The sequence below is a fragment of the Bacteroides sp. HPS0048 genome (assembly GCF_964240755.1).
GTDB classification, from domain to species: Bacteria; Bacteroidota; Bacteroidia; order Bacteroidales; family Bacteroidaceae; genus Bacteroides; species Bacteroides nordii.
In genome coordinates, this window is sequence record NZ_CAXSVC010000020.1 from 85,681 (window position 1) to 109,155 (window position 23,475).

General features: G+C 40.6%; 13 protein-coding genes and 2 tRNA genes. 6 read left to right on the plus strand and 9 right to left on the minus strand.

The genetic code is table 11. The features are described from left to right. Window positions 1-137: 137 nt before the first annotated feature. The 5 genes from ACESQI_RS15770 to ACESQI_RS15790 all read right to left on the minus strand — a co-directional run bounded on the left by ACESQI_RS15770 (window position 138) and on the right by ACESQI_RS15790 (window position 5,531). Window positions 138-3,431, minus strand: a complete 3,294-nt coding sequence (locus tag ACESQI_RS15770) for a glycoside hydrolase family 2 TIM barrel-domain containing protein (protein ID WP_373126551.1) — start codon at window positions 3,429-3,431, stop codon at window positions 138-140. A gap of 593 nt (window positions 3,432-4,024) precedes the next feature. Then, window positions 4,025-4,097: transfer RNA gene (locus ACESQI_RS15775), tRNA-Gly, on the minus strand. A gap of 8 nt (window positions 4,098-4,105) precedes the next feature. Continuing rightward, window positions 4,106-4,188, minus strand: a tRNA-Tyr gene (locus tag ACESQI_RS15780). Between the two features lie 72 nt (window positions 4,189-4,260). Beyond that, entirely contained in the window at window positions 4,261-4,755 is a 495-nt protein-coding gene (ribH, locus tag ACESQI_RS15785) for a 6,7-dimethyl-8-ribityllumazine synthase (protein WP_373126547.1), read from the minus strand. A gap of 92 nt (window positions 4,756-4,847) precedes the next feature. Continuing rightward, window positions 4,848-5,531 carry a tetratricopeptide repeat protein gene (locus ACESQI_RS15790; RefSeq protein ID WP_025866528.1) on the minus strand — a complete coding sequence of 228 codons (684 nt, stop codon included), beginning with the start codon at window positions 5,529-5,531 and terminating at the stop codon, window positions 4,848-4,850. A gap of 161 nt (window positions 5,532-5,692) precedes the next feature. Between ACESQI_RS15790 and ACESQI_RS15795 the strand changes: the two genes are divergently transcribed. Together ACESQI_RS15795 and ACESQI_RS15800 are read left to right on the plus strand one after the other, a co-directional pair. Beyond that, window positions 5,693-6,805: a DNA replication/repair protein RecF gene (locus ACESQI_RS15795; protein ID WP_002559424.1), complete on the plus strand. Its 1,113-nt coding sequence runs from the start codon at window positions 5,693-5,695 to the stop codon at window positions 6,803-6,805. Further along, complete coding sequence (locus ACESQI_RS15800) at window positions 6,802-7,092, plus strand: DUF721 domain-containing protein (RefSeq protein ID WP_002559425.1); 291 nt, start codon at window positions 6,802-6,804, stop codon at window positions 7,090-7,092. Before ACESQI_RS15795 ends, ACESQI_RS15800 begins: the two co-directional genes overlap by 4 nt. Window positions 7,093-7,659: 567 nt before the next feature. Here the strand turns inward: ACESQI_RS15800 and ACESQI_RS15805 are convergent. Further along, window positions 7,660-10,989, minus strand: a complete 3,330-nt coding sequence (locus ACESQI_RS15805) for a beta-N-acetylglucosaminidase domain-containing protein (RefSeq protein WP_373126548.1) — start codon at window positions 10,987-10,989, stop codon at window positions 7,660-7,662. Window positions 10,990-11,206: 217 nt separating this feature from the next. On the opposite strand from ACESQI_RS15805, the gene ACESQI_RS15810 reads away from it, so the two are divergent. The 3 genes from ACESQI_RS15810 to ACESQI_RS15820 all read left to right on the plus strand — a co-directional run bounded on the left by ACESQI_RS15810 (window position 11,207) and on the right by ACESQI_RS15820 (window position 16,836). Continuing rightward, on the plus strand, window positions 11,207-13,393 hold the full coding sequence (locus ACESQI_RS15810) for a DNA topoisomerase 3 (protein ID WP_195448628.1): 2,187 nt from the start codon (window positions 11,207-11,209) through the stop codon (window positions 13,391-13,393). A 139-nt stretch (window positions 13,394-13,532) separates the two neighbouring features. Beyond that, window positions 13,533-15,506: an OmpA family protein gene (locus tag ACESQI_RS15815; RefSeq protein ID WP_122200894.1), complete on the plus strand. Its 1,974-nt coding sequence runs from the start codon at window positions 13,533-13,535 to the stop codon at window positions 15,504-15,506. Between the two features lie 295 nt (window positions 15,507-15,801). Beyond that, complete coding sequence (locus tag ACESQI_RS15820; protein ID WP_373126552.1) at window positions 15,802-16,836, plus strand: linear amide C-N hydrolase; 1,035 nt, start codon at window positions 15,802-15,804, stop codon at window positions 16,834-16,836. Window positions 16,837-16,924: 88 nt separating this feature from the next. Here the strand turns inward: ACESQI_RS15820 and ACESQI_RS15825 are convergent, their stop codons facing one another. From ACESQI_RS15825 to ACESQI_RS15835, 3 genes are all read right to left on the minus strand, one after another. Further along, window positions 16,925-18,286 (minus strand): dipeptidase, encoded by a 1,362-nt coding sequence (locus tag ACESQI_RS15825; protein WP_007484232.1) that lies wholly within the window; start codon window positions 18,284-18,286, stop codon window positions 16,925-16,927. Between the two features lie 146 nt (window positions 18,287-18,432). Continuing rightward, entirely contained in the window at window positions 18,433-19,509 is a 1,077-nt protein-coding gene (aroC, locus tag ACESQI_RS15830; protein WP_002559432.1) for a chorismate synthase, read from the minus strand. 75 nt (window positions 19,510-19,584) lie between these two features. After that, on the minus strand, window positions 19,585-20,442 hold the full coding sequence (locus tag ACESQI_RS15835; protein ID WP_122200897.1) for an AraC family transcriptional regulator: 858 nt from the start codon (window positions 20,440-20,442) through the stop codon (window positions 19,585-19,587). Window positions 20,443-20,702: 260 nt separating this feature from the next. On the opposite strand from ACESQI_RS15835, the gene ACESQI_RS15840 reads away from it, so the two are divergent. Continuing rightward, a complete protein-coding gene (locus ACESQI_RS15840; RefSeq protein WP_320934781.1) occupies window positions 20,703-23,318 on the plus strand; it encodes a hypothetical protein in 2,616 nt (871 codons plus the stop codon). The last annotated feature ends 157 nt before the right edge of the window (window positions 23,319-23,475 follow it).

Genomic DNA, 23,475 nt, shown 5'->3' on the forward strand with positions numbered 1-23,475 from the left:
TAATTTCTTAATGGAATGAATTTATTTACGATTAGACGATTTACGATGTACGATTGGGATTACTCTGTCTCTAACATTGCTGAAACAGGCTTTTAAAAGAGTTACTTCAATCGTACATCGAATCGTACATCCTTTCATTATTTATCAGGAATCAGTGTAAATCCCCAGTTGTATTCCTGATTAGCAGGAATTGTATAACCGGGTTCCGGACGGGCTCCCCAACTATTGTATCCTGCTACTCCTTGTTGTTTCATATCTACGCATACTTCTACGAAATCACGTGGAGTAATGTCATTCACATGATGCATTCTTCTTAATACATTCCGGGCTGCTTCTTCATCGTGATTGGCAATTTCTTCCGGAGAGAAATTATTCCATTGACGTGGATGAGGAAGGGCTTCTTCTGAATCAAAGTCTTCAATAGAATTGCGTAAAGCGTTGAATCCGATAATGCTATCGGCTACAATCGTTAGTCCTTTACCTCCTTTTTTGCTGAGAGACAACCAACGGGTATCTGTATGATGACCGTTCTCTTGCGGGCGAACATAATTATAGTACATCTTGTCGGCTGTAGTTTTGTAGAGCCCAATGAGAGTACCTGCGTTCCGGTCTATATAGTTTTCTTCCGGTCCACGTCCGAAATACTCAACTACATTCATTTCGGCCGGAAGACGGAAACGAACACCGATACGGGGAACATTCAACTTGGCTGCTGCCTTACGTGCAGCATCGTTACCGGGAGTGAAAGTAGCTGTACGGGTGGCTTCGGATACTTCTGACTCTGCAACTTGCATATCGGCAGAAGTGAAACGTGCATCAACTTTGACAACCCCCGAAGGATAGATTTTATAGGTTACTATATAAAGATTACCGGCGGCCAATAGATAGTTGGCTGTTAGTACAGCAACTTTGTTATCCATAACTATGCTTGCATCCGCTACCTTGAAGTTCTTACTTGATTGTTTCCATATCTGGAGGCGTTTAGGAGCACCATTGCCATAATCATTATCATTTGGAGCCCGCCAGAAGTTAGGCTGAATTCCAAACCTGTCTTTAAAGTATTCTGTGCCATTTATCCTATATGAAGTGACAAGCCCGGTTGCTTTATCAAAAACGAAGTTAACTTTAGAAGATTTTACTATTAGATTTTCGCCTTCAGTTTCTGTTTTCAGTTCCGGACCATTTGTGACAAATGCTTCCCGGGGTAGAGGCTCGATAGGGAGGCGGAATTGTTCGTAGGCGATGTCATGCCCTGCGGGAATAAGAGGTTCCGGTTGGGTAGTGGTTACTACGAAGTTTACGAAATATTCCGTTCCCGGTTTGGCTTTCAGACCACTAACTGGAATGCTCAGTTCTTTGGAGGCTTGCGGCTCAATGTCTAATGATACTTTACCGCCTTTTACAATCTTTCCGTTCGCAGATATAGTATAGGATATCATGTACTTTTTCAGGTTAGTGAAGTAGAAACGATTCTTTACCAGAATTTTACCACTGTTTAAATCGATTGGTTCAAAACCTACATTTTGATGAACATATTTTACCTCTGCCATAGTAGGATGGGGAGCACGGTCAGGGTTAACAAGCCCGTTGCACAAGAAGTTACCGTCACTCGGGGCATTCACACCATAATCGCCACCATATGTCCAGTATTCCCGTCCGTTCTTATCAGTCTCTAAAATACCCTGATCTACCCAATCCCAGATGTATCCCCCTTGTAAGTTGGGATATTTATATATTTCTTTCCATTGATCCCATAAATTTCCGTTAGAGTTACCCATAGCGTGGGAATATTCGGAGGGAACTACCGGACGGTCACTTCCTTGTTTGCCTATCTTAGCCAGCCATTCTGCTCCCGGATATTGCGGAACATACATGTCAGAATTCCATTCCCACTGTGCACGTTCATAATTAACCGGGCGATTCATCAGCTCCTTATCTGCATTTTTCACCCATAGATACGTCTGATAGAAGTTGTAACCGTTTCCCGCCTCGTTACCCAATGACCAGAAAGTAAGTGAAGGATAGTTTTTGTTACGTTCGAACATGTTGATAGTCCGGTCCATATGGGGTTTTAGCCATTCGGGGTTGTTGCCTAATGATCCTCCTTTGCGCAGGTCATAATACATACCGTGGCTTTCGATATTTGCTTCGTCATATACATAAATTCCATATTCATTACAGAGTTCATAAAAACGGCGGCTTTGAGGATAGTGGCAAAGGCGGACTGTATTCAAATTGTTCTGCTTCATCAGTTCGAAGTCACGACGCATCAATTCTTCCGTTACATAATGTCCTGTTTTGGGGTTGTGCTCATGAATATTAACTCCTTTCAGTTTCAGAGGTTGCCCGTTGATATATAGCAAAGTATAAGGCTTGCCATTTCCGGCAAGTTGTTCGCTCTGCTTTATTTCTATCCGGCGGAAGCCTACATTAAAGGGAATAATTTCATTTACTTTTCCGTTCTCTTTTATGGTCATTAATAATTTGTACAGATTAGGTTGTTCTGATGTCCAGGTACGTATATCCGGCAGTGTCCGGGTAAAGTTTACAGTGCGGAATTCGCCTTCAGGCACATAGGCTGTTTTTTCTTCCGTTGCGATCACTTTTCCGTTAGCATCCAGTAGTTCGTATATTACCGATAGGTTGCTACCTTCCGGACGATGGTTACGCAGATCAGTGCTTAATGCAAAGATACCGTTTTTATATGTATCGTCCAGAGTTGATTTTATACGGAAATCTTTGAGTGCCGCTTTGGGTTGCGAATACAGGAATACATCACGTTCGATACCACTGATACGCCAGAAGTCCTGACATTCCAAATAAGAACCGGTACTCCAGCGGAATATTTTCAGAGTAAGTACATTTTTACCCGGATGTACGTAGTTGTTGATTAGAAATTCTGCCGGATTTTTGGAATCTTCACTATATCCTACTTCCTTTCCGTTGATGTAAACATAGACTCCGGATTTTGCTCCGGCGATGTGCAGATAGATATCCCGTCCGTCCCAATCGGCAGGAATCTCGATATCCCGGCGATAAACACCCACCGGGTTGGCCTCCGGTAACAATGGAGGTTGAGGGTTACGTGCTTTGAATTCATATCCGTGATTGGTGTAGATAGCTACACCATGCCCCTGTACTTCCCAGTTACCAGGCACTTGTATGTCATCCCACGATGTGGTACTTGTTTCCGGTGAGGTGATGTTGGCTGGTAAATCTTTATAGGAATCTACAAAAAAGAACTTCCATGTACCATTGAGCAATTGGTAATAGCGGCTATTTTCAAATTTTCCGGTAAGTGCATCCGTACGATTGTCATAGGTCATAAATGATGAACGGGGATATTCCTTGTTCACGGATACTACTTGTACATCTTGCCAGTACGGCTTGTCAGGGTTAATTTCCGTTGCTTGCAAGTCGGAAGATAGCATGCTACAGATACCAAAAAGAATGCCAGCAAGGGGGGAGTGCAGTCTCTTTTTCATGTTTTCCATGTATTTAAAATAAATAATAAATATGCTGATACAAATATAGGAAGTTACAAATCTATACACGGTCTTTTCTCTGCTCTTTTAAGACAAAATAACGGGATAAGAGAAAAATCACGGTAATTGCCAATCTACCAATGTGGGAAATGTACTAATGTGATTGATTGGCTACGCGCTATGTCAATATACCTTTTATGTTCTGTAATTTTTATCTCGGGAGAGACTGTGTTGTATTTGGGACTATAGGAAGAAGGGTAATACTTATTTTGCAAATGTGAGTTTCCCTAATGTCTGTCGGTTAGCTCGTGTGAAGTTGGGAATATCTACTGGTGAACTGCCATTTAGTATGAGCTTTTCACTTGATTCAATAATACATGACTATTCTTGCAGTATCATACTATATCCATATCTAATGGTAAACTGTTATGGAGGCAGTCTAGATTGGTCTTTTTTATAAGATTCTGGAGTGTGTGCCATACTTGTAAGAAGTTAAATAAAAAAAGAGAACCTGATACCTCAGATTCTCTTCTCTTGAGAGCGGAAGACGGGGCTCAAACCCGCGACCCTCAGCTTGGAAGGCTAATGCTCTATCAACTGAGCTACTTCCGCAATTTTTGTGGGCAAAGATGGATTCGAACCACCGAAGTCGAAAGACAGCAGATTTACAGTCTGCCCCATTTGGCCACTCTGGTATTTGCCCTTTTTTTGCTTTTGAGTACCTTTTGCTTTCACTTAAGCTGGTTTGTTTCTCAATTGCGGTGCAAAGATACAACTATTTATTTAAACTCCAAACAAAATCGATCATTTTTATTGCAGTAATTGCACATTCGTCTCCTTTATTACCCAGCTTACCATCGGCTCTATCTTCTGCCTGCTCCATTGTATTGGTGGTAATAAGTCCGTAAATAACTGGTATATCGCCTGTTGCATTTAATTGGGCAACTCCTTGGGTTACTCCCATACAAACATAATCAAAATGTGGGGTATCTCCTTTTATTACGCAACCAATTATTATAATTGCATCCACGTCGCAATTTTCCATCATTTGGTTAGCTCCGAAAGTAAGTTCAAAACTTCCGGGTACTGTTTTTACCAGAATATTTTCTGTTTTTGCACCATGTTTCTTTAATGTATTTACTGCACCATTCAACAATGCACCTGTAATTTTATCGTTCCATTCAGAAACAACAATACCAAATTTCATCTCTTCTGCATTAGGAACAGAATTGAAATCATAGTCTGATAAATTGTGATAAGCTGTAGCCATAATCATTATGAGTTAAAAATAAAGAGTGAAAAGCTACTGCGCTACAAGGCTACAGAGTACTTTTCACTCTTCACTATTGGTTGATACTTTATTTACTTTTTCAGAAGTTTAGCTTGCTCGATGTATTTATCGATATCCATTGCCTGATAAGACTGGAAATATTTATCCTTAATGGTTGTATATGCTTTGATTGCTTCTTCTATTTTTCCTTGTTTTACCAGGATTTCTCCAGCTTGCAACAGGTAAATAGGACTCAATGTATTGCTATCTGCTTTGTCGGCAGCTTTCAATAAAGAAGAAGCTGCTTTGTCAAGCTGATCCAATTGTGCGTAGCAATTACCTGCGGCAGCAAGAACGGCAGGACCCACCATTTGATCTGTTCCGTCAAAATCATTCAGATATTTAATCGCCTCATCATATTTGCCCAGATGTGCATAGCAGATGCCTGCATAGGCTTTAGCCAAGTTGGCAGCTTTAGTTCCGCTGAAATCACTGGCTACTTTCAGAAAACCGGTGTAGCCGATACTGTCACCATTTAATGCTTGCTCGAAATTATCCTGTTCAAACAGTTCTTGACCTTTGAAAAGAGCAGCTTGTGCTTTTTCTTCACGAGGTTCGGCATAAAGGTGTTTGTACATGATGAAACCTGCTACGATAATAATCACGGCAACAACTCCGCCGATGATTGCTTTTTTGTTTTTGATAAGAAATGCTTCCGACTGTGTCAGTGCATCTTCCACATTCATTTGTTCATTGTGGTGCTTTTGTTCTGCCATTTTTATATGATTCTTTTTTGTTATTATTCTGACTTTGATATTTCGACTCGCAAAAGTAGTTTTTTTATATCTACAAACGAAATTTAGAGGCATCTTTTTTTGTTTTACACCCTAAAACCACGAAAATCTTTCTACTTTTGTAACCAACTTAATGCGTAAACATGATACTGAAACGTATATCCATACTGAATTATAAGAATCTGGAGCAGGTAGAACTGAATTTCTCTGCTAAGCTGAATTGCTTTTTTGGACTAAACGGAATGGGGAAAACAAACCTGCTGGATGCTGTTTATTTTCTTTCTTTCTGTAAGAGTGCCGGTAATCCGATTGATTCGCAAAACATACGGCATGAACAGGACTTTTTCGTAATACAGGGATTTTATGAGGCACCGGACGGTACACCTGAGGAAATTTACTGTGGTATGAAGCGTCGTGCTAAAAAGCAGTTTAAACGTAATAAAAAGGAATATAGCCGTTTGTCCGATCATATTGGTTTTTTGCCTTTGGTGATGGTTTCGCCTGCTGATTCGGAACTTATTGCGGGAGGGAGTGATGAACGTCGCCGCTTTATGGATGTGGTTATCTCTCAATATGATAAGGAATATCTGGAAGCATTGATCCGTTATAATAAAGCATTGGCACAACGTAACACACTATTGAAAAGTGAGCTTCCGGTAGAAGAGGAATTGTTTCTGGTGTGGGAAGAAATGATGGCACAGGCTGGTGAGGTAGTGTATCGTAAGCGGGAAGAGTTTATCCGGGAGTTTATTCCGATTTTCCAGTCTTTTTATTCTTATATTTCGCAGGATAAGGAGAGGGTAGGATTGTCATACGATTCTCATGCGCGTGATGCCTCTTTGCTGGAAGTATTGAAAGAGAGCCGGGTACGTGATCGGATTATGGGATATTCTTTGCGTGGCATTCATAAAGATGAACTTAATATGTTATTGGGAGATTTTCCTATAAAAAGAGAAGGTTCTCAGGGACAGAATAAAACGTATCTTGTGGCATTGAAGCTGGCACAGTTTGATTTTTTGAAACGTACCGGTAGCACTGTTCCTCTGCTGCTGCTGGATGATATCTTTGATAAGTTGGATGCATCGCGCGTAGAGCAGATTGTAAAATTGGTGGCAGGCGACAGTTTTGGACAAATATTTATAACGGATACGAACCGGGAACATCTGGACCGCATATTATATAAAGTAGGCAGTGATTATAAAATGTTCCAGGTAGAGCAAGGTGAAATCAGTGAAATGAAAGACAGGGAAATATGAAAAGAAATAATGCCGAGCCAATCGGAAAACTGATTCAGCAGTTTCTCCGCCAGGAAAGTCTGGAGTCTCCTCTGAATGAACAACGGTTATTGGATGCCTGGCCACAGATATTGGGACCGGCAATCGCTTCTTATACAAAAGAGTTATACATTCGTAATCAAATACTTTATGTACATCTTACCTCTGCTGCACTCCGTCAGGAATTGATGATGGGGCGTGAATTATTAGTCCGTAATCTGAATCAAAAGGTGGGAGCTACGGTGATTACAAATATTATATTCAGATGAAAAGACCTGACTGAAAACGATAAATTAACAGCGCGTATCTTTTCTAAGCACTACTTCAAATTTAGTTCATACTATGTGACAGCGTTTTATTGAAACGCAAATGATCGCAGATTTTCGCAGATTAAATGGCTGCGCTATACTTGAGCGATGATATGCTTTGCGTGAATTTGTTCTCATCCGCGTTTCTATAAACCATTGTCTGGCGTACCTCCCCGTGCGGGAAGCACATCACCGCTCGGTGTTGTACTTTGGCTTTCTCAGGAAGGAACGTTCCTTTTCCCGGTGAGCAGTCTTGTTTTACATGTACATGTCGTGCTGTCCCACATGTGCATGTCGTACTGTCCCACATGTGCATGTCGTACTGCTTTACATGTACATCTAAAACAATGTTACACACCGAGACCTCCTACGAAACTCTATAAGACAGGACTTTATTGATACGGTGTAAGAACCTGATGGTAACAGCAGAGGTTATTAAGCTCAATGCTGATTGGGTTAAAATAGAATTTCAACTACTGATTAGCATAAAGAATATATCTTTGATAAAAGTTGATTAATAAAAGTGCTTCATCGTGCTACTTTGGCTGTTACCGTCTTATTATTATTAAGATATGCATTTACTATCAAAACCTGCTTTTCATGTATCGGAATTTCTATGGAGTTCTGATTTACGTTTATATCTTTTATTTTTTGTCCTGATAGATCTGTAATGATTATCCTCTCTATTAATATCCGGGATTCTATCCGTACATAATTTCCTTCAATAAAAATTGAAGCATTTGAAGAACTTGTTTCAGAAAGGATACCGGTAGGAGGGGATACTTCTTCCACATACGGCTCTCCGATAGGCATTATTTCATAAAGAACCGGTATATTGTCTTTATTCCAACTAATCTTTAGTTGCGAGATATTCTTCAAATCGGAGACTGGAACGGAAGTACAGGGAGCATTCAGCTCTCCTTTGGCAATCCATTTCCCATTGGCATATATCATTATGGTAGGCTTAGCGCTTGCGGACGTGAACATGCTGTTATGAAAGATTTGAATTTCATTTATTGCAATGTTCTCAATAAAACGATAGATAATATGCCCTTCTCCTTTACCTTTATAACCCGACGAAAGGCTACGGTCGTCCAATAAAGCCACCGGGTTTCCTTCATTGTCTTCCGCGACAGGAGTGATACGGGCACCTGTCACTTCAAATTCTGCTAATTGGAACCAGTCTCCTCCTCCCACAGATTGCAAATACAAGCGAACGTATCTGGCAAACCGACCATTGGCATTGCAGGTATATAGCTTATCTGAAATATCCGAAGAAGTGAATGTACTTATAGTTGTCCAGCTTTGTGTATCATCAGAGAACTGAATCTGTGCTTCTCCTGTAGGTGTATCTCCTTCGGTAAAATGCAGGGTGATCTGATAACGGGCTGCGGACGAACCAAAGTCCAGTTGGATATATTCACCTGCCTTTTGTGCTTTGTCACTCCAGAATTTTGTGGCGTAATTTCCGTCTATTACATTCTTTATATTGTATGTTTGGTAAGTTCCCATATTCGTTGTTACGTTTATAGGAATTGAACTTTCTGATGCTGGCATTCTGAATGATATTTCATTTATTGGAATAGCATGTGTGGATTTACTTTTGTTTTTGATACGGAAATAGGCCATTTCCTGAGCAATGCTATGGTCCGGTATAAAAGTACTCCACTCTTTTCCATTCATAGAATACTCTGTAGATAGCGTACTCGTAAGATTTGTGGGTAGAAACTCGACTGCCACTTCTTTGATTGCATTAAAATAGATGCCTACGTATTCTTCCGGTTTTAATGTAACAGTGTTCAGACCGGATAATAATGTCATGTCATTCGTTTCAATGGATACCCCCGATAAATTGTAGATATTGGTGATAATTTCCATCTCGCGTGATCTGTCCGGAAGTTGCGGAGCATAATCCTTTATTTTATCAGCCAGGAAATCTACAAACGGGTCCAGATATTTGGGAGTTGGCTGAACCTCTTTAAACACTTCGTATGTGCTGGTACCTTTACCTTCAAACACACTCAACAGAAAGGCAGAATCAGTGTGTATCTTTTGTGCTTTTGCCTGAATCTCAGCAAAGTCTGTCCATGCAGAAAGCCCTGCATCGTTTTTCATAAAACTGATTGACTTAACAACAATATCTGTCATTGATTTCACCTTGGCAAGCCAGCTTTTTATATCTTCATAAAACAGGTTGTACTCCTGGTTTTCACTCTCTTTTAATGATTCTAATAATTTGCAGGCAGCATTCGCTTTTTTCATCTCGTTTATTAGTTCCGTCGCGTCAGGTACATTGCCTTTGGAATAAGATGATTGAAAGGCAGTATAAAGAGGTGCGAACTTTTCACCTTCCGGTGTTCGCGTATCATGAGTGGTATATGCGCTTACTATATTAATAAAGGTTTTAAGTGCATCTTGCAGTTCCGGTTCTTTCACTATAGAAGCAAGTGAAGCTTCCCAATTATCGGATTCGTTGAACTTTGAAGGATTCCATGAGTAATCTGCTGTACCGAATAAGGCTATTTTAGAGGCTTGTCCCTGATTCATGGGGTTTAATATCAGTCCTTGCAGAGAAGAGACCGGGCTTTTATCCTCTATACTCCAACGTGCAGTGAGTCCGTGCATATAAAGAAATTCGTCATAATCATCGTTTACCGGATTGTTCCACCACATGACAGGGTTGCGTCCTATCAGATCTGCCATCCGATCGCAAGCACTGCCCCGGATATTAGAAAAGCAGTCATAACCGGTGAAGGCTACCACCACATCTTTATGTATGTTTTTGAAGGCCGAAAGTGTTCCGGTACCGTAATTCAATGCATATTGGGTAGGAACAAATAATAAAGGCCCCACTTTGTCATCTTCAGTGACTCCGGTTTTGTTGAACTTCTCATATAGTTTTGTCTGAGTCTTGTCTGCCAATTCCGATTGATTGTACGGATGGCCGTTCATGTCATCGATAGATACGCCAAAGTGCCGTATTCCTAACTTATACAAAGCATCAAATTTGTGTATAATGTCTTCGATTCCAGGATCTAAATTACTGAAATTTATACCTCCACCTTCCAGAGCCGGATGAATAGACCATACGAAATCTACATTACAGGCTTTGGCTTTAGCAGCCAGGCTGCGTAAATCGTCTTGTGTGATCAATCCCATATAGCGTTGCTGATCTGTTAGAGTCGACGGATAGTCTTCCCGCCATTTTCCTGCATGATAAGGATCTGCTTTAGGACCATAGACAAACATATTCATTTTATATCGTTTGCAGTAATCCAACAGGCTAAGTCTGCTTTCCACACTATAGGGATGTCCGTAGAAGCCTTCAACGATACCCCGGTATTGGGAATGGGCATAATCCTCAAAAGTGGCGGTTGATAAGTGGTTGTTATCGGCTTGTTCCAGTATTTGTTCCAATGTAGCCAGTCCATAATAGGCCGATCCGCTGTTATCACCTAAAATGAGTATATCGCCCTTGTTATGGTTTTTATTTATCTGTAACAGATAGGGGTCGAATTTATTGGATGTAACGGTGAAAACATCTTTAGAGAGTGAATGGTCGGATGTATAATTGTCTGCGATTCCTTTAGAGCCATTGATTCCTATAAGAATATTTGTTTTGTCATCAGTAAATACATCACTGATGGTAAAATTGATCCCGGCATTGGTCAGAACCTCCTGAATGCGATTACTGATCATTTCATTTATTCCGGGTTCCTTAATAAGATTTACTTCCCGGGTCATTTCTATACTATTGCCATTCATGGTTGTTTTTTGAGGAATGGGATAGATACTATACGTTTGTGACCTGAGTGTAACACAGCATAATAATAGAGTAAATAAAAGGATGTTCTTCATGGTACGGGTTATTTTTAAGAAAAGGTAATCTTTAATAATAGACGGTTGGAGAATAAGTCAAACTATCCCTCGCCTTTTAGTAAAGCAGATAAGATAAGAATGTCCCTAGTGGAAAATATAATATCTTCGGTGTACACTCTCATCAGACAAAAGTGTACACTCTTTTGGGCTATACCTTAAATTTATCTACCTTTGCATCACTAAAAATGATAAAAGGATGATAGTTTGCATTGCCGAAAAGCCCTCAGTGGCACGTGATATAGCTGATATTTTAGGTGCTAAAGAACGGAAAGACGGATACATAGAAGGAAACGGATATCAGGTGACATGGACCTTTGGCCATCTTTGTACACTGAAAGAACCACATGAATATACGCCTAACTGGAAATCATGGAGTCTGGGTAGTCTTCCGATGATCCCCCCCCGTTTTGGAATAAAACTGATAAGTAATCCTACCTATGAAAAGCAGTTTCGTACAGTTGAATGGCTGATGCAAAGCGCAGATGAAATCATAAATTGTGGTGATGCCGGGCAAGAAGGAGAACTTATTCAGCGTTGGGTGATGCAAAAAGCCGGAGCCCGTTGTCCGGTGAAGCGTCTTTGGATTTCCTCGTTGACGGAGGAGGCCATAAAGGAGGGATTTGCTAAATTAAAGGATCAGGCAGAGTTTCAATCGCTCTATGAAGCCGGAATGTCCCGTGCTATAGGCGATTGGCTTCTGGGCATGAATGCTACTCGCCTGTACACGATCAAGTATGGTCAGAACAAGCAAGTATTATCTATAGGACGCGTACAGACACCTACATTGGCACTGATTGTGAATCGTCAATTGGAGATCGAGAACTTCCAGCCTAAACAGTATTGGGAACTGAAAACAACCTATCGGGATACTGTTTTTTCGGCTCTTATCCGGAAAAGTGATGAAGAACTGGTTGCAGAAGAAGAAAAATCAGGAGGGAAAGTAAAGCGGACAGAGAATCCGGGCATTGATCCCATTGCCAGTCGTGAAGAGGGGGAAGCCTTGGTAGAACGTATTAAGAATCTGCCTTTCACAGTGACCTCCGTAGTCAAAAAAGATGGGAAAGAGTATGCTCCCCGTCTTTTCGACCTGACCTCGTTGCAGGTAGAATGTAACAAGAAATTCGCTTATTCGGCTGACGAAACATTGAAACTGATTCAATCACTTTATGAGAAGAAAGTGACCACCTATCCGCGTGTAGACACTACTTTTTTGAGTGATGATATTTATCCGAAGTGTCCTAATATTCTAAAAGGGCTTCGTGACTATGAGTTACTGACCGCTCCTTTGGCCGGTGTTACTTTACCCAAATCTAAAAAAGTGTTTGATAGCTCGAAAGTGACCGATCACCATGCTATTATCCCGACCGGAGTACCTCCACAGAACCTGACGGATATGGAACGCCGGGTGTTCGATCTGATTGCTCGTCGGTTTATTGCCGTGTTTTATCCCGATTGTAAAATATCTACTACCACCGTAATGGGTGAAGTAGACGGAATTGAATTTAAGGTAACCGGTAAACAGATTCTGGAACCTGGATGGCGGGTTGTTTTTGCCAAAGATGTGAAAGACCCTACCGAAGAGAAAGAAGGAGAAGAGGAGAATGTACTTCCAGCTTTTGTAAAAGGTGAGAATGGTCCTCATATTCCTGATTTGAATGAGAAATGGACTCAACCCCCTCGTCCTTACACCGAGGCTACTCTGCTTCGTGCCATGGAGACGGCTGGTAAATTAGTCGATAACGACGAACTTCGGGATGCATTGAAAGAAAATGGTATCGGGCGTCCGTCTACCCGTGCTGCCATCATTGAGACATTGTTCAAACGTAACTATATCCGTAAAGAGAAGAAGAATCTGATAGCTACGCCTACAGGTGTAGAATTGATACAGATTATTCATGAGGAACTTCTCAAATCGGCTGAACTAACCGGAATCTGGGAGAAGAAACTTCGTGAGATAGAAAAAAAAACTTATGATGCCCGTCAGTTTCTGGAGGAACTGAAACAGATGGTTTCGGAGATTGTGACGAGTGTGCTGTCTGACAATACCAATCGGCGTATTACCATTCAGGAAGCAGTTCAGATAGAGGAGGCGGGCAAAAAGAAAGAGCCAAAGAAAAGAGAACGTAAGCCTGCTGCTGCTAAAGAAAAGAAACCGAAAGTGGCTTCAAATACCGGGGTATCATCCGTACAGCAACCACCCGTAGTGTCTATAGATGTTCCTTCAACTCCGGCAGTCACTCCCGGTAATGTTGCAAACAATGATTCTTTGATCGGTCAGCCTTGTCCTCTTTGTGGCAAAGGAACAATAATAAAAGGTAAGACAGCTTACGGATGTTCTGAATGGAAGAATGGATGTGGATATAGGGTAGTGATTAAGGAATAGTGATGAGTGATTAGTGATAAGTGATTAGTGATTAGCGGCGGTGCTATATACCGCATGGTACTAATCGCTAATCACTTATCACTAATCACTCATCACTAATACAATATTTCTCCCTTTATTCTGTTTATATATAATGTCTATGTACCGTAAACTCATCTATATACTTGCCCTTTTCTTGCTTGCTTCCTGTGGAGCAGGGCGTAGCTTGAAGAAAGCCGAGCAGAGTTATGCCCGTGGCGAATATTTTGATGCAGCTAAATATTATCGGAAAGCTTATGCCGGTACTCCTCCCAAGCAGCGAAAACTCCGGGGCGAGATCGCTTATAAGATGGCGGGTTGTTATCGCCTGATAAATTATAATGTTCGGGCAAAAGGGGCCTATATGAATGCGATCCGTTATCATTATCCGGATTCAGTTACTTTCTTTTATTTGGCTGAGAGTCAGCGTAAAAATGGAGAATATAAACCTGCTGTCTCTTCTTATGAAACTTATCTTCAATATCGGCCTAATGACACATTGGCGTTGAACGGACTTTTTTCTTGCCAACAGGCACAAGAGTGGAAAGAGCATCCTACGCGACATATCGTAAAACGGGAACCCATCTTTTTCTCCCGGCGTAGTGACTATTCTCCCATGTATGCGGGTGAAGATGCCGATATTGTCTATTTTACTTCTACCCGAAACGAAGCAAAGGGAAATGATTTGAACGGAATCACCGGCATGAAAAGCGCAGATATATTCTATTCTAAACGGGATGAAAAAAAGAACTGGCAAAAGCCGGAACCGTTGGAATCAGAAGTAAACAGTGAATTTGAAGACGGTGCCTGCTCCTTTTCTGCAGATGGTAAAACCATGTATCTTACTCGTTGCCGCACATCGCCAGAGGCACCGGTATATGCTGAGATATATGCCTCTTCACGAACCGGAGCCAATTGGGGAACGCCTACTAAGTGTGCCATCCTGAATGATTCGCTCTCTTCTGTGGCTCATCCTGCTATGTCTCCACAGGGAGATTTTCTTTATTTTGTTTCTGATATGCCGGGAGGGTATGGCGGACTCGATTTGTGGCGGATCAATGTAGTTAAGGACGGTTTCGGGTATGTAGACAATTTGGGACCTGATATTAATACAGCGGGTGACGAAATGTTTCCTACATTTGGCCCTAAAGGAGAGTTGTATTTCTCTTCTAATGGTCATCCCGGTATGGGAGGACTTGATATTTTCCGTGCCGATCTGGATTCTGTATCTGGTAGGTGGAAAGTAGAAAATATGCGTTTCCCGGTTAATTCCATGGGAGATGATTTTGGTATGACCTTTGAACCGGGACGTCAGCGGGGCTTTTTCTCTTCCAATCGTGGAGATGCCCGTGGTTGGGATCATATCTATAGTTTTGAGCTCCCTGAAGTTAATCATACTCTCACCGGCTGGGTGTATGACAAGGAGGGAGATGCATTGCCCGAAGCAGTAGTTACATTGGTGGGTGACGATGGTACGTATCTGAAAATAGATGTGAAGAAAAACGGTTCGTTTGTCCAACGTCTTAATCCGGGACAACGCTATGTAATGTTAGCTTCTTGCCGTGGATACTTGAATGGCAAACAGGAACTTATCACAGATACTGCTCAGGTAGACCGCAACTATGAAGTTGAATTTCCATTGGCTTCTATTACCCGTCCGGTACTTATCGAAAATATCTTTTATGAATTTGACCGTGCCGACCTTACTCCTGCATCGGCAACTGCACTTGATGAACTGATTCGTCTGCTGAATGATAATCCGAATGTGACTATTGAATTGGCTGCTCACTGTGATTATAAAGGAAATGATGCTTATAACGAACGCCTTTCTCAGCGTCGGGCGGAGTCTGTTGTCCGTTATTTAATTAAGGGAGGAATTTCTACAGACCGACTTACTGCAAAAGGATATGGAGAGAGCAAGCCGAAAGTAGTGAATAAATCAGTATTGAAATCGGCTCCTTTCCTTAAAGAAGGTAATGTGCTGACAGAGGAATTCATAAAGACTCTTACTCCGGAGCAGCAGGAAATTTGTAATGCTATCAATCGCCGTACTGAATTCCAGGTATTGCGTACTACTTACGGGTTGTATAAATAAACCTGTCTTTTGATAAACCAGTTCTTCTTATTGATTGTTCTTATTGAAGAAGTAGATATAAGATTGAGTTCACCACAGAGGACACAGAGTTTTATTTATCTGATGAAACGCAGATTAAAAGGCTGTAGTTCTTTATCATACATTTGTTTCCCTTTGCGAAAATCTGCGTTCATTCGCGTTTCAATAAAGACTTAAAACTCTGTGAAACTCTGTGCTACTCTGTAGTGAAATATATCTGACTTATGTTAGAAATAAACTTTTTAATAAGATAATAATGATGAAAGTAACAAAGAAAATGGTTGCCTTGACGGCACTTGTTGCTGCGTTCTCAATAGGAATGCAGAAGTCCGAAGCTTGTACCCGTGCTGTATACATTGGCCCGGAAAATATGGTTGTGACCGGACGAACAATGGATTGGAAGGAGGATATAATGTCCAATCTTTATCTGTTTCCTCGTGGCATTAAGCGGGTGAGCTATGATAGGGGAGAGGCCTTGAATTGGACTTCCAAATATGGAAGTATTGTCGCCTCCGCCTATGATATGGGCGCCTGTGATGGAATGAATGAGAAGGGGCTTGTAGCTAGCTTGTTATTTTTGCCGGAATCTAACTACATTCGCCCGAATGATACCCGTCCGGCAATGGGAATTGCCATCTGGACACAATATGTACTTGATAACTTTGCTACTGTACGTGAAGCCGTGGAAGAGTTAAAGAAAGAAACCTTCCGTATTGACGCACCTAATCTGCCCAATGGTTCAGCTTCTACTTTGCATATGGCTATTACGGATGAAACCGGAAATAGCGCTGTGCTGGAATATATTGATGGGAATCTTATCATTCACGAAGGTAAAGAATATCAGGTGATGACGAATTCTCCACGTTATGATCTTCAGTTAGCTGTCAATGATTACTGGAAAGAAGTGGGTGGGTTGCAGATGTTACCCGGTACAAACCGTTCGAGTGATCGTTTTGTACGTGCCTCATTCTATGTGCATGCCATTCCTCAAACAGCTGATCCGAAAATTGCCGTTCCCAGTGTATTAAGCATAATGAGAAATGTATCTGTTCCTTTTGGTATTTCTACTCCGGATAAACCTCATATTTCTTCCACTCGCTGGCGTTCTGTATCCGATCAGAAAGATAAAGTATATTACTTTGAATCAACCTTGACTCCCAATCTTTTCTGGGTAGACTTGAAGAAAGTAGATTTTAGTCCGAAAGCAAGTGTGAAGAAATTGTCATTGACCAATGGAGAGATTTATGCAGGAGATGCTTATAAAGATTTCCAGAATGGTAAGGCATTTACGTTCCTGTTCAGATTGCCGTGAGAAATAGTGATTAACGAATAGTGATAAGTGATTAGTACCATGCGGAGTATAGCGCAGCCATTAATCACTTATCACTATTCGTTAATCACTATTTCCCATATTCCTTATAAAACTCCACCACTGCTTCAATACCTTTTCTAAAGATATCCAGTGAGAAGTTTTCATTGGGAGAATGAATAGCATCCGATTCCAGTCCGAATCCCATCAGTACTGTTTTGATGCCAAGCACTTGTTCAAATGTAGAGATAATGGGGATGCTTCCTCCGCGGCGTACTGCGAGTGGCTTTTTTCCAAATGCGATTTCAAATCCTTTTTCGGCAGCCTTATAAGCAGGGAGAGAGATGGGACATACGTATCCCTGTCCGCCATGCATGGGAGTTACTTTCACCTGAACGGTATCCGGGGCGGTAGCACGGATGTAATTGGCAAATAGTTCTGATATTTTATGATGATCCTGGTGTGGAACCAGTCGGCAGGATACTTTGGCAAATGCTTTTGAAGGAAGAACGGTTTTCGAACCTTCTCCTGTATAACCTCCCCATATACCACAAACATCGAATGAAGGACGACAACTGTTGCGTTCCAACGTGCTGTATCCTTTTTCGCCGGATAATTCTTTTACGCCGATAGCTGCTTTATATTTTTCTTCATCAAATGGAATATGTGCAATCATTTCCCGTTCGGCTTGAGGTACCTCTTCCACATCATCATAGAAACCTGGAATTGTGATACGTCCGTCGGCATCTATTACTTTACTGATCATGCCACAAAGCACATTGACAGGGTTGGCTACCGCACCCCCAAAGTGTCCGGAATGGAGGTCACGATTGGGGCCTGTTACCTCTATTTCCCAGTAAGCAAGACCTCTTAATCCGGTAGTAAGTGAAGGCAGATCAGCTCCTAACATGCTGGTATCGGATACCAATATGACATCTGCTTTCAATAGCTCCTTATGCTCTTCACAGAATGCTTCAAGGCTTGGTGAACCAATCTCTTCTTCTCCTTCAAAAATGAATTTTACATTCGTTTTCAATAACTCATTTTTGACCAGATACTCGAAGGCTTTCACCTGAATGAATGCTTGTCCTTTGTCATCGTCTGCACCTCGTGCCCAAATGTGACCGTCACGTATTTCCGGTTCAAAGGGAGCACTCTTCCAAAGCTCCAGTGGCTCAGCAGGCATTACGTCGTAGTGCGCATACACAAGTACTGTTTTGGCATTCGGATCTACAATTTTCTGTCCGAACACCATTGGATTTCCTTTTGAAGGCATAACGATAGCTTCGTCTGCTCCGGCTTCCAGCAATAGTTGACTCCAGCGTTGTGCACAGGCCAACATATCATCATGATGTTCCGGCAAAGCGCTGATACTTGGGATACGGATGAGGCTGAACAAATCTTCCATCATTTTCGATTCATTAGCCGCAATATAGTCTTTAATATAACTCATAATGAATAAGAAGTTAGAATTTAGTAGTTAGTAGATAGAATAAGAAGTTGGAATTTAATAGTTAGTAGATAGAATCTATGCAGCATGTAAGTGTTGATATGCCCGAAAGGATTCCAGCTACTGACTACTAACTGCTGACTGCTAAACTATAGCTGTGTCATTCTATCCAGTAAATAATAGTCGAGTATTGTCATAGCAGCCATTGCTTCTACGATAGGTACTGCACGGGGTAATACACAAGGATCATGGCGTCCGCGTGCCTTTAAAGTAGTATCGATACCGTCTATATTCACGGTTTCCTGCTGCATCAATACTGTCGCTACCGGTTTGAACGCAACGCGGAAGAAGATATCCTGTCCGTTACTGATACCGCCCTGGATACCTCCCGAATGGTTCGTACGTGTCTCAATACGTCCGTTGTTATTGTAAAACACATCATTCTGTTCCGAACCTTTTTGCTTTAAACCTTTAAATCCATCACCGTACTCAAAAGCTTTGGCAGCATTGATACTCAGCATGGCGTTTCCAAGTGCAGCATGTAGCTTTCCGAATACCGGTTGTCCCAATCCGATGGGACAGCCCTTGATTACACAAGTCAATACTCCGCCAATGGTATCCCCTTCTCCCTTTATCTTGTATATAAGGTCTTGCATCTCTTTTGCTTTTTCCGGGTCAGGACAACGTACGGGATTACTTTCAATCAGATCCAGATCATAATCAGTATAATTTCCTTCCAGCTTGATAGGGCCCACTTGTGATGTGTAAGCTGTGATATGAATGCCCAATTGCTTTAGTGCTAATTTTGCTAATGCACCTGCAACAACACGTGAAATAGTTTCTCGTGCAGAAGATCGTCCACCACCACGATGATCGCGAATGCCATATTTAACTTTATAGGTATAATCGGCATGCGATGGACGATATACATACTCCAAATTATTGTAATCGTTGGAATGCTGATTCTGATTCCATACAATAAATCCGATAGGGCAACCGGTAGATTTTCCTTCGAAGATTCCTGAAAGAAACTCTACTTTATCTTCTTCTTTGCGTGAGGTGGTAATGGCCGATTGTCCCGGACGACGACGACTGAGTTCTTTTTGAACGAACTCTTCGTCAATCCTGATACCTGCCGGAAAGCCGTCAATAACGCCTCCGATGCCTTTCCCGTGAGATTCTCCAAAGCTGGTGAGTCTGAATATGTTTCCGAATGAATTGAACATGATGTTGTGTAATTTAAGAGATTGTATATTGCAAATATAACAATTTATCTAACACTATAGTTGATAACTTTACTTTTATTTATCGCTGTTTCGATATTGTTGAGGGCTCATACCGGTAAGGCGCTTAAAATATTTTCCAAAGAAAGACACATTAGGGAAGTTCAGGGAGTCTGAAATTTCATGTATGGGTATATTGGTTGATTTTAGTTGTGCTTTGGCATCTACTATTACAACCTCTGATATAATATCCATGACAGTCTTTCCGGTAACATGTTTTACAGTGTTACTCAGATGAGTAGGTGTTATATTCATCTGCTTTGCATAATATAAGATATTTCTTTCTGTGGTATAATGTTGAATTACCAGATGACTGAATGTTTTACATATCTCTTCACTTCTGCTTAATGCTGTTTCACTCCGTATGGGACGTTCGTGATACATATCGCTCAGTCTGTATAGAATTGAAAGAAGCATACACTTCAATATTTCAGGATTATAAGGAGAATGTTCTTTATAATATACTTTCATCATGAGTGTGAAAAATTCTTCGTAAATGCAGGCGAATTCCTTTGGTAACGATAGTATCGGATGGTTTTTGGTTATATAGATAAGGTCAATAATTGATTTTGTTTTGCTTATTCCTTCGATAAATTTGGAAGAGAATACCATGAAGTAGAGTTTTAAATCACCTTCAATCTTATTTATCTGGATAATACTTCCGGGAGAGAGTGTGATAAAATCATTTTCCCGGATGGTATAGTCTGATAAGTTGATTGTGGCTTCCAGAGTTCCTCCCATACAAAGCACAAATATTTCGGCTTTAAGGCGGCAAGGATATTGGGTATAAAGGCTTAGTATACTATTGTCTATGTCCGCATTACTTCCAATCACGAAATCTTCGGTTATATCAATTTTGGGCAATATCTTTTCCATAATTGTTTAAATGTTTAATGTGTGTTCAAATATAGAAATAATTAATGAATAGACATGGGCGTTTAAGTTATAGAACATGAAAAAAGAATATATTTATTGTATTTGTGTAATATATAGAGAGATAAATAAAAGAATTAAGTAATAGAACATAAATTAGAAGGAATAGACCTTGTGAGGAGATTCAAAAATACCGTATTTTGCAATGTCTTTTTTGAAATAAAGATGGAATTGGAATAGTTAATTTAAAAAACAAAAAAAGTATGAAGAAACAGTTACTTATGGTGCTTTGTGCAGCAGTAAGTTGTTCATGGGCTTCGGCACAAGGAAATGTATCGTCACAGATCAAAGGAGATTTTGATATTCAAAATACTTGGGAGAAAACAGATGGTATCTATCCAGAAGGGTGGTATGCATCTAATGTAGATCGCGTGCTAAAATTTCCTATTGTTTTTGGAGATGCAGATCGTACTACTACAGGTGGTAAAAGTATAAAGATGGTGAACGATTTTTGCGGTGCAATGGGGTTGGGAGCAAATGCTCCTGCTTTTGTTAGCTTAGGAGAGTTTTGGAGTTATGCATGGTGTAAATTAGTCCTATTTGGTAGTGGTAGTAAGATTTTGGCTAGCGATGGAGGAACTCATGGAGGTGTAGAATTCACTTCTCAGCCAGACTCTATTGTGGGTTATATTAAAAGACAACACGGTGTGGATACAGGAAAGAAGGAGGGTGAACAAAATTTGAATGAAAAAGCTCAAATTTTAGCTTATTTCTGGACAGGAACTACTAAATCGCAAGTAAAAAGTGGATTGAGCTTAAAAGAGAAAGAGGATGTAGAACCTCAGGAAATGGTTGACCGTGATAAGGATGTTTTAGGTATGATCACAGAAGGTGTTACTAAAAGTGAAGATTTTTCATTAGTCGCTACTGTTGATAAATTTATTGAAGGAGATTATGAAGATTGGACTTATGTTAGTCTTCCTGTGAATTATTTAACAGATGGAGTGCCGGAAAAAGCAAATGTAATTATTTCCAGTGCAGAATATTTTAATGACAAAACTATTGGTAAAGGTAATACTTTATGGGCTGATGATTTTAAATTTATTTATAACTCAAAACTAAAATCAATTACTATTAATGGTACACCTTTAGAGGGGTTTAATAAAGATACCTATATGTATGTACTTCAAGGCGAGTTTCCTGCTAAGGATGATATCGTAGCGATTTCTGATGGTAAAGGTGCTAAAGTCGACATTCAGGAAGGTGATAATATTATGAAGATTGTAGTTACCGGCAATGATGGTGCTTCTAATCAGCATGTCTATTCATTGGTTAGAAAAGGTACTACTTTTGGTGCTACTGCTATTGCATTGAATGATGTTAAACTTGAAGATTTTGATCCTGCTGTCACTTCTTATGACGGTCTTGAAATGACTAATGGAGTTTATCCGGTGGTATCGGTTAATTCTGATCCTAACTTGACATCAGTAGACATGCAACTGAGCACTTCAGAACACACTGTTACAATTGTGGTGACAGATAAAGTGAATGGGGCAGATCATACATATACACTGAAATTCACTCCTTCGGATAAAATAATGAATGGTTCTCAGATCAAAGGTGATTTTGAAAAGCAGGTACAGTGGGGACCCGATGCTCTGAATGAGGAAAGATGGGGCACAGTAGCAGATGGCTGGTATTCATCCAATGTAACTCAGATGGGAAGTATGAATTTTGTCATGGTTGAAAAAGAATCTCATGTTGTAGGTGATGATAAATTGGCTGTGAAGATGATTAATGGACGTCCGGGAGCAATGGGGATTGAATCTAATGCACCGGGATATATTGCATTAGGTAGGCCTTGGGTGTATGCAGATATGATAGGTTTAATGTCATCAATTTATCCAGGTGGAATACCGGATACAGATGATAGTGACGGTGGAACTATCGGAGGGGTTAACTTCTCTTATCAGCCAGACTCTATTATAGGTTATTACAAGCGTACTTATGCAGATGCAGGGAGTAAACTTGCAGGTACGAATCTTAATGAAGAAGCAAAAATTATTGCTTATTTATGGAAAGGTACATCTACTTCCATGGCTCCGGCTACAGGAGATCTATTTACATCAACAGGCTCGTCCTGGCAGTTGCTAATTGATCGCGATATCGACATTCTCGGAACAAAGAATGGCGGAGAGGCTGCAGGAGGCATTACTTTAATTGCATCTGCCGAAGAAACCGTTAAGGAATTGGCTGACTGGACACGTATATCCGTTCCATTGAACTATGTAAGTGATGAGAAACCGGAGAAGGCTAATGTGATCATATCTAGTGCGGATTATTTCAATCGTACCAGAATTGGTAATGGCAATACGCTGAGTGCTGACAATGTAGCTTTCGTTTATAACTCTAAACTCAAATCAATAACTATTAGTGGTACTGCATTAACTGGTTTCGACAAAGATACTTATGAATATGCAGTAGATGGTGCTATGCCTGTTGTGGCAGATGTTGTTGCAGAAGCAGATGGTAAAGGTGCTACAGTAGAAGTTACTGCTGCTGGCAAAGTGCTAACTATAACAGTGAAAGGTAATGATATTGCTGATAACGCTGCAAACTATCATACTTATACTTTAACATTCAAAGGCGGTGTAGGTGTTGAACAAAATACATATAACTCATTGAGCATAAAAGGTATAGAAAGTGGTGTAGTTATTGAAGGAGCACAGTTGGAAGAGCTTATTGAAGTATATTCCGTACAAGGAATGTTGGTTGCACAATCTACTGTTAATGGTACGATGACTATCCATGGATTATCTTCAAATACAATTTATCTTGTAAAAATAGGTTCTTATGTAACACGCGTAATGACAAAGTAAACCTGAAATAAATATGAACGAAAAGCCAGCTGATCGGATTAGCTGGCTTTTCTTATTAGTAGGAAGAGGGACCTTTATTGGTTTTTAGTTTATTATACTTTTGATTTTGTTGAGTGTTTCTGTTGTGTAAATACTCTTTTTTTATCTTCAGGTAACC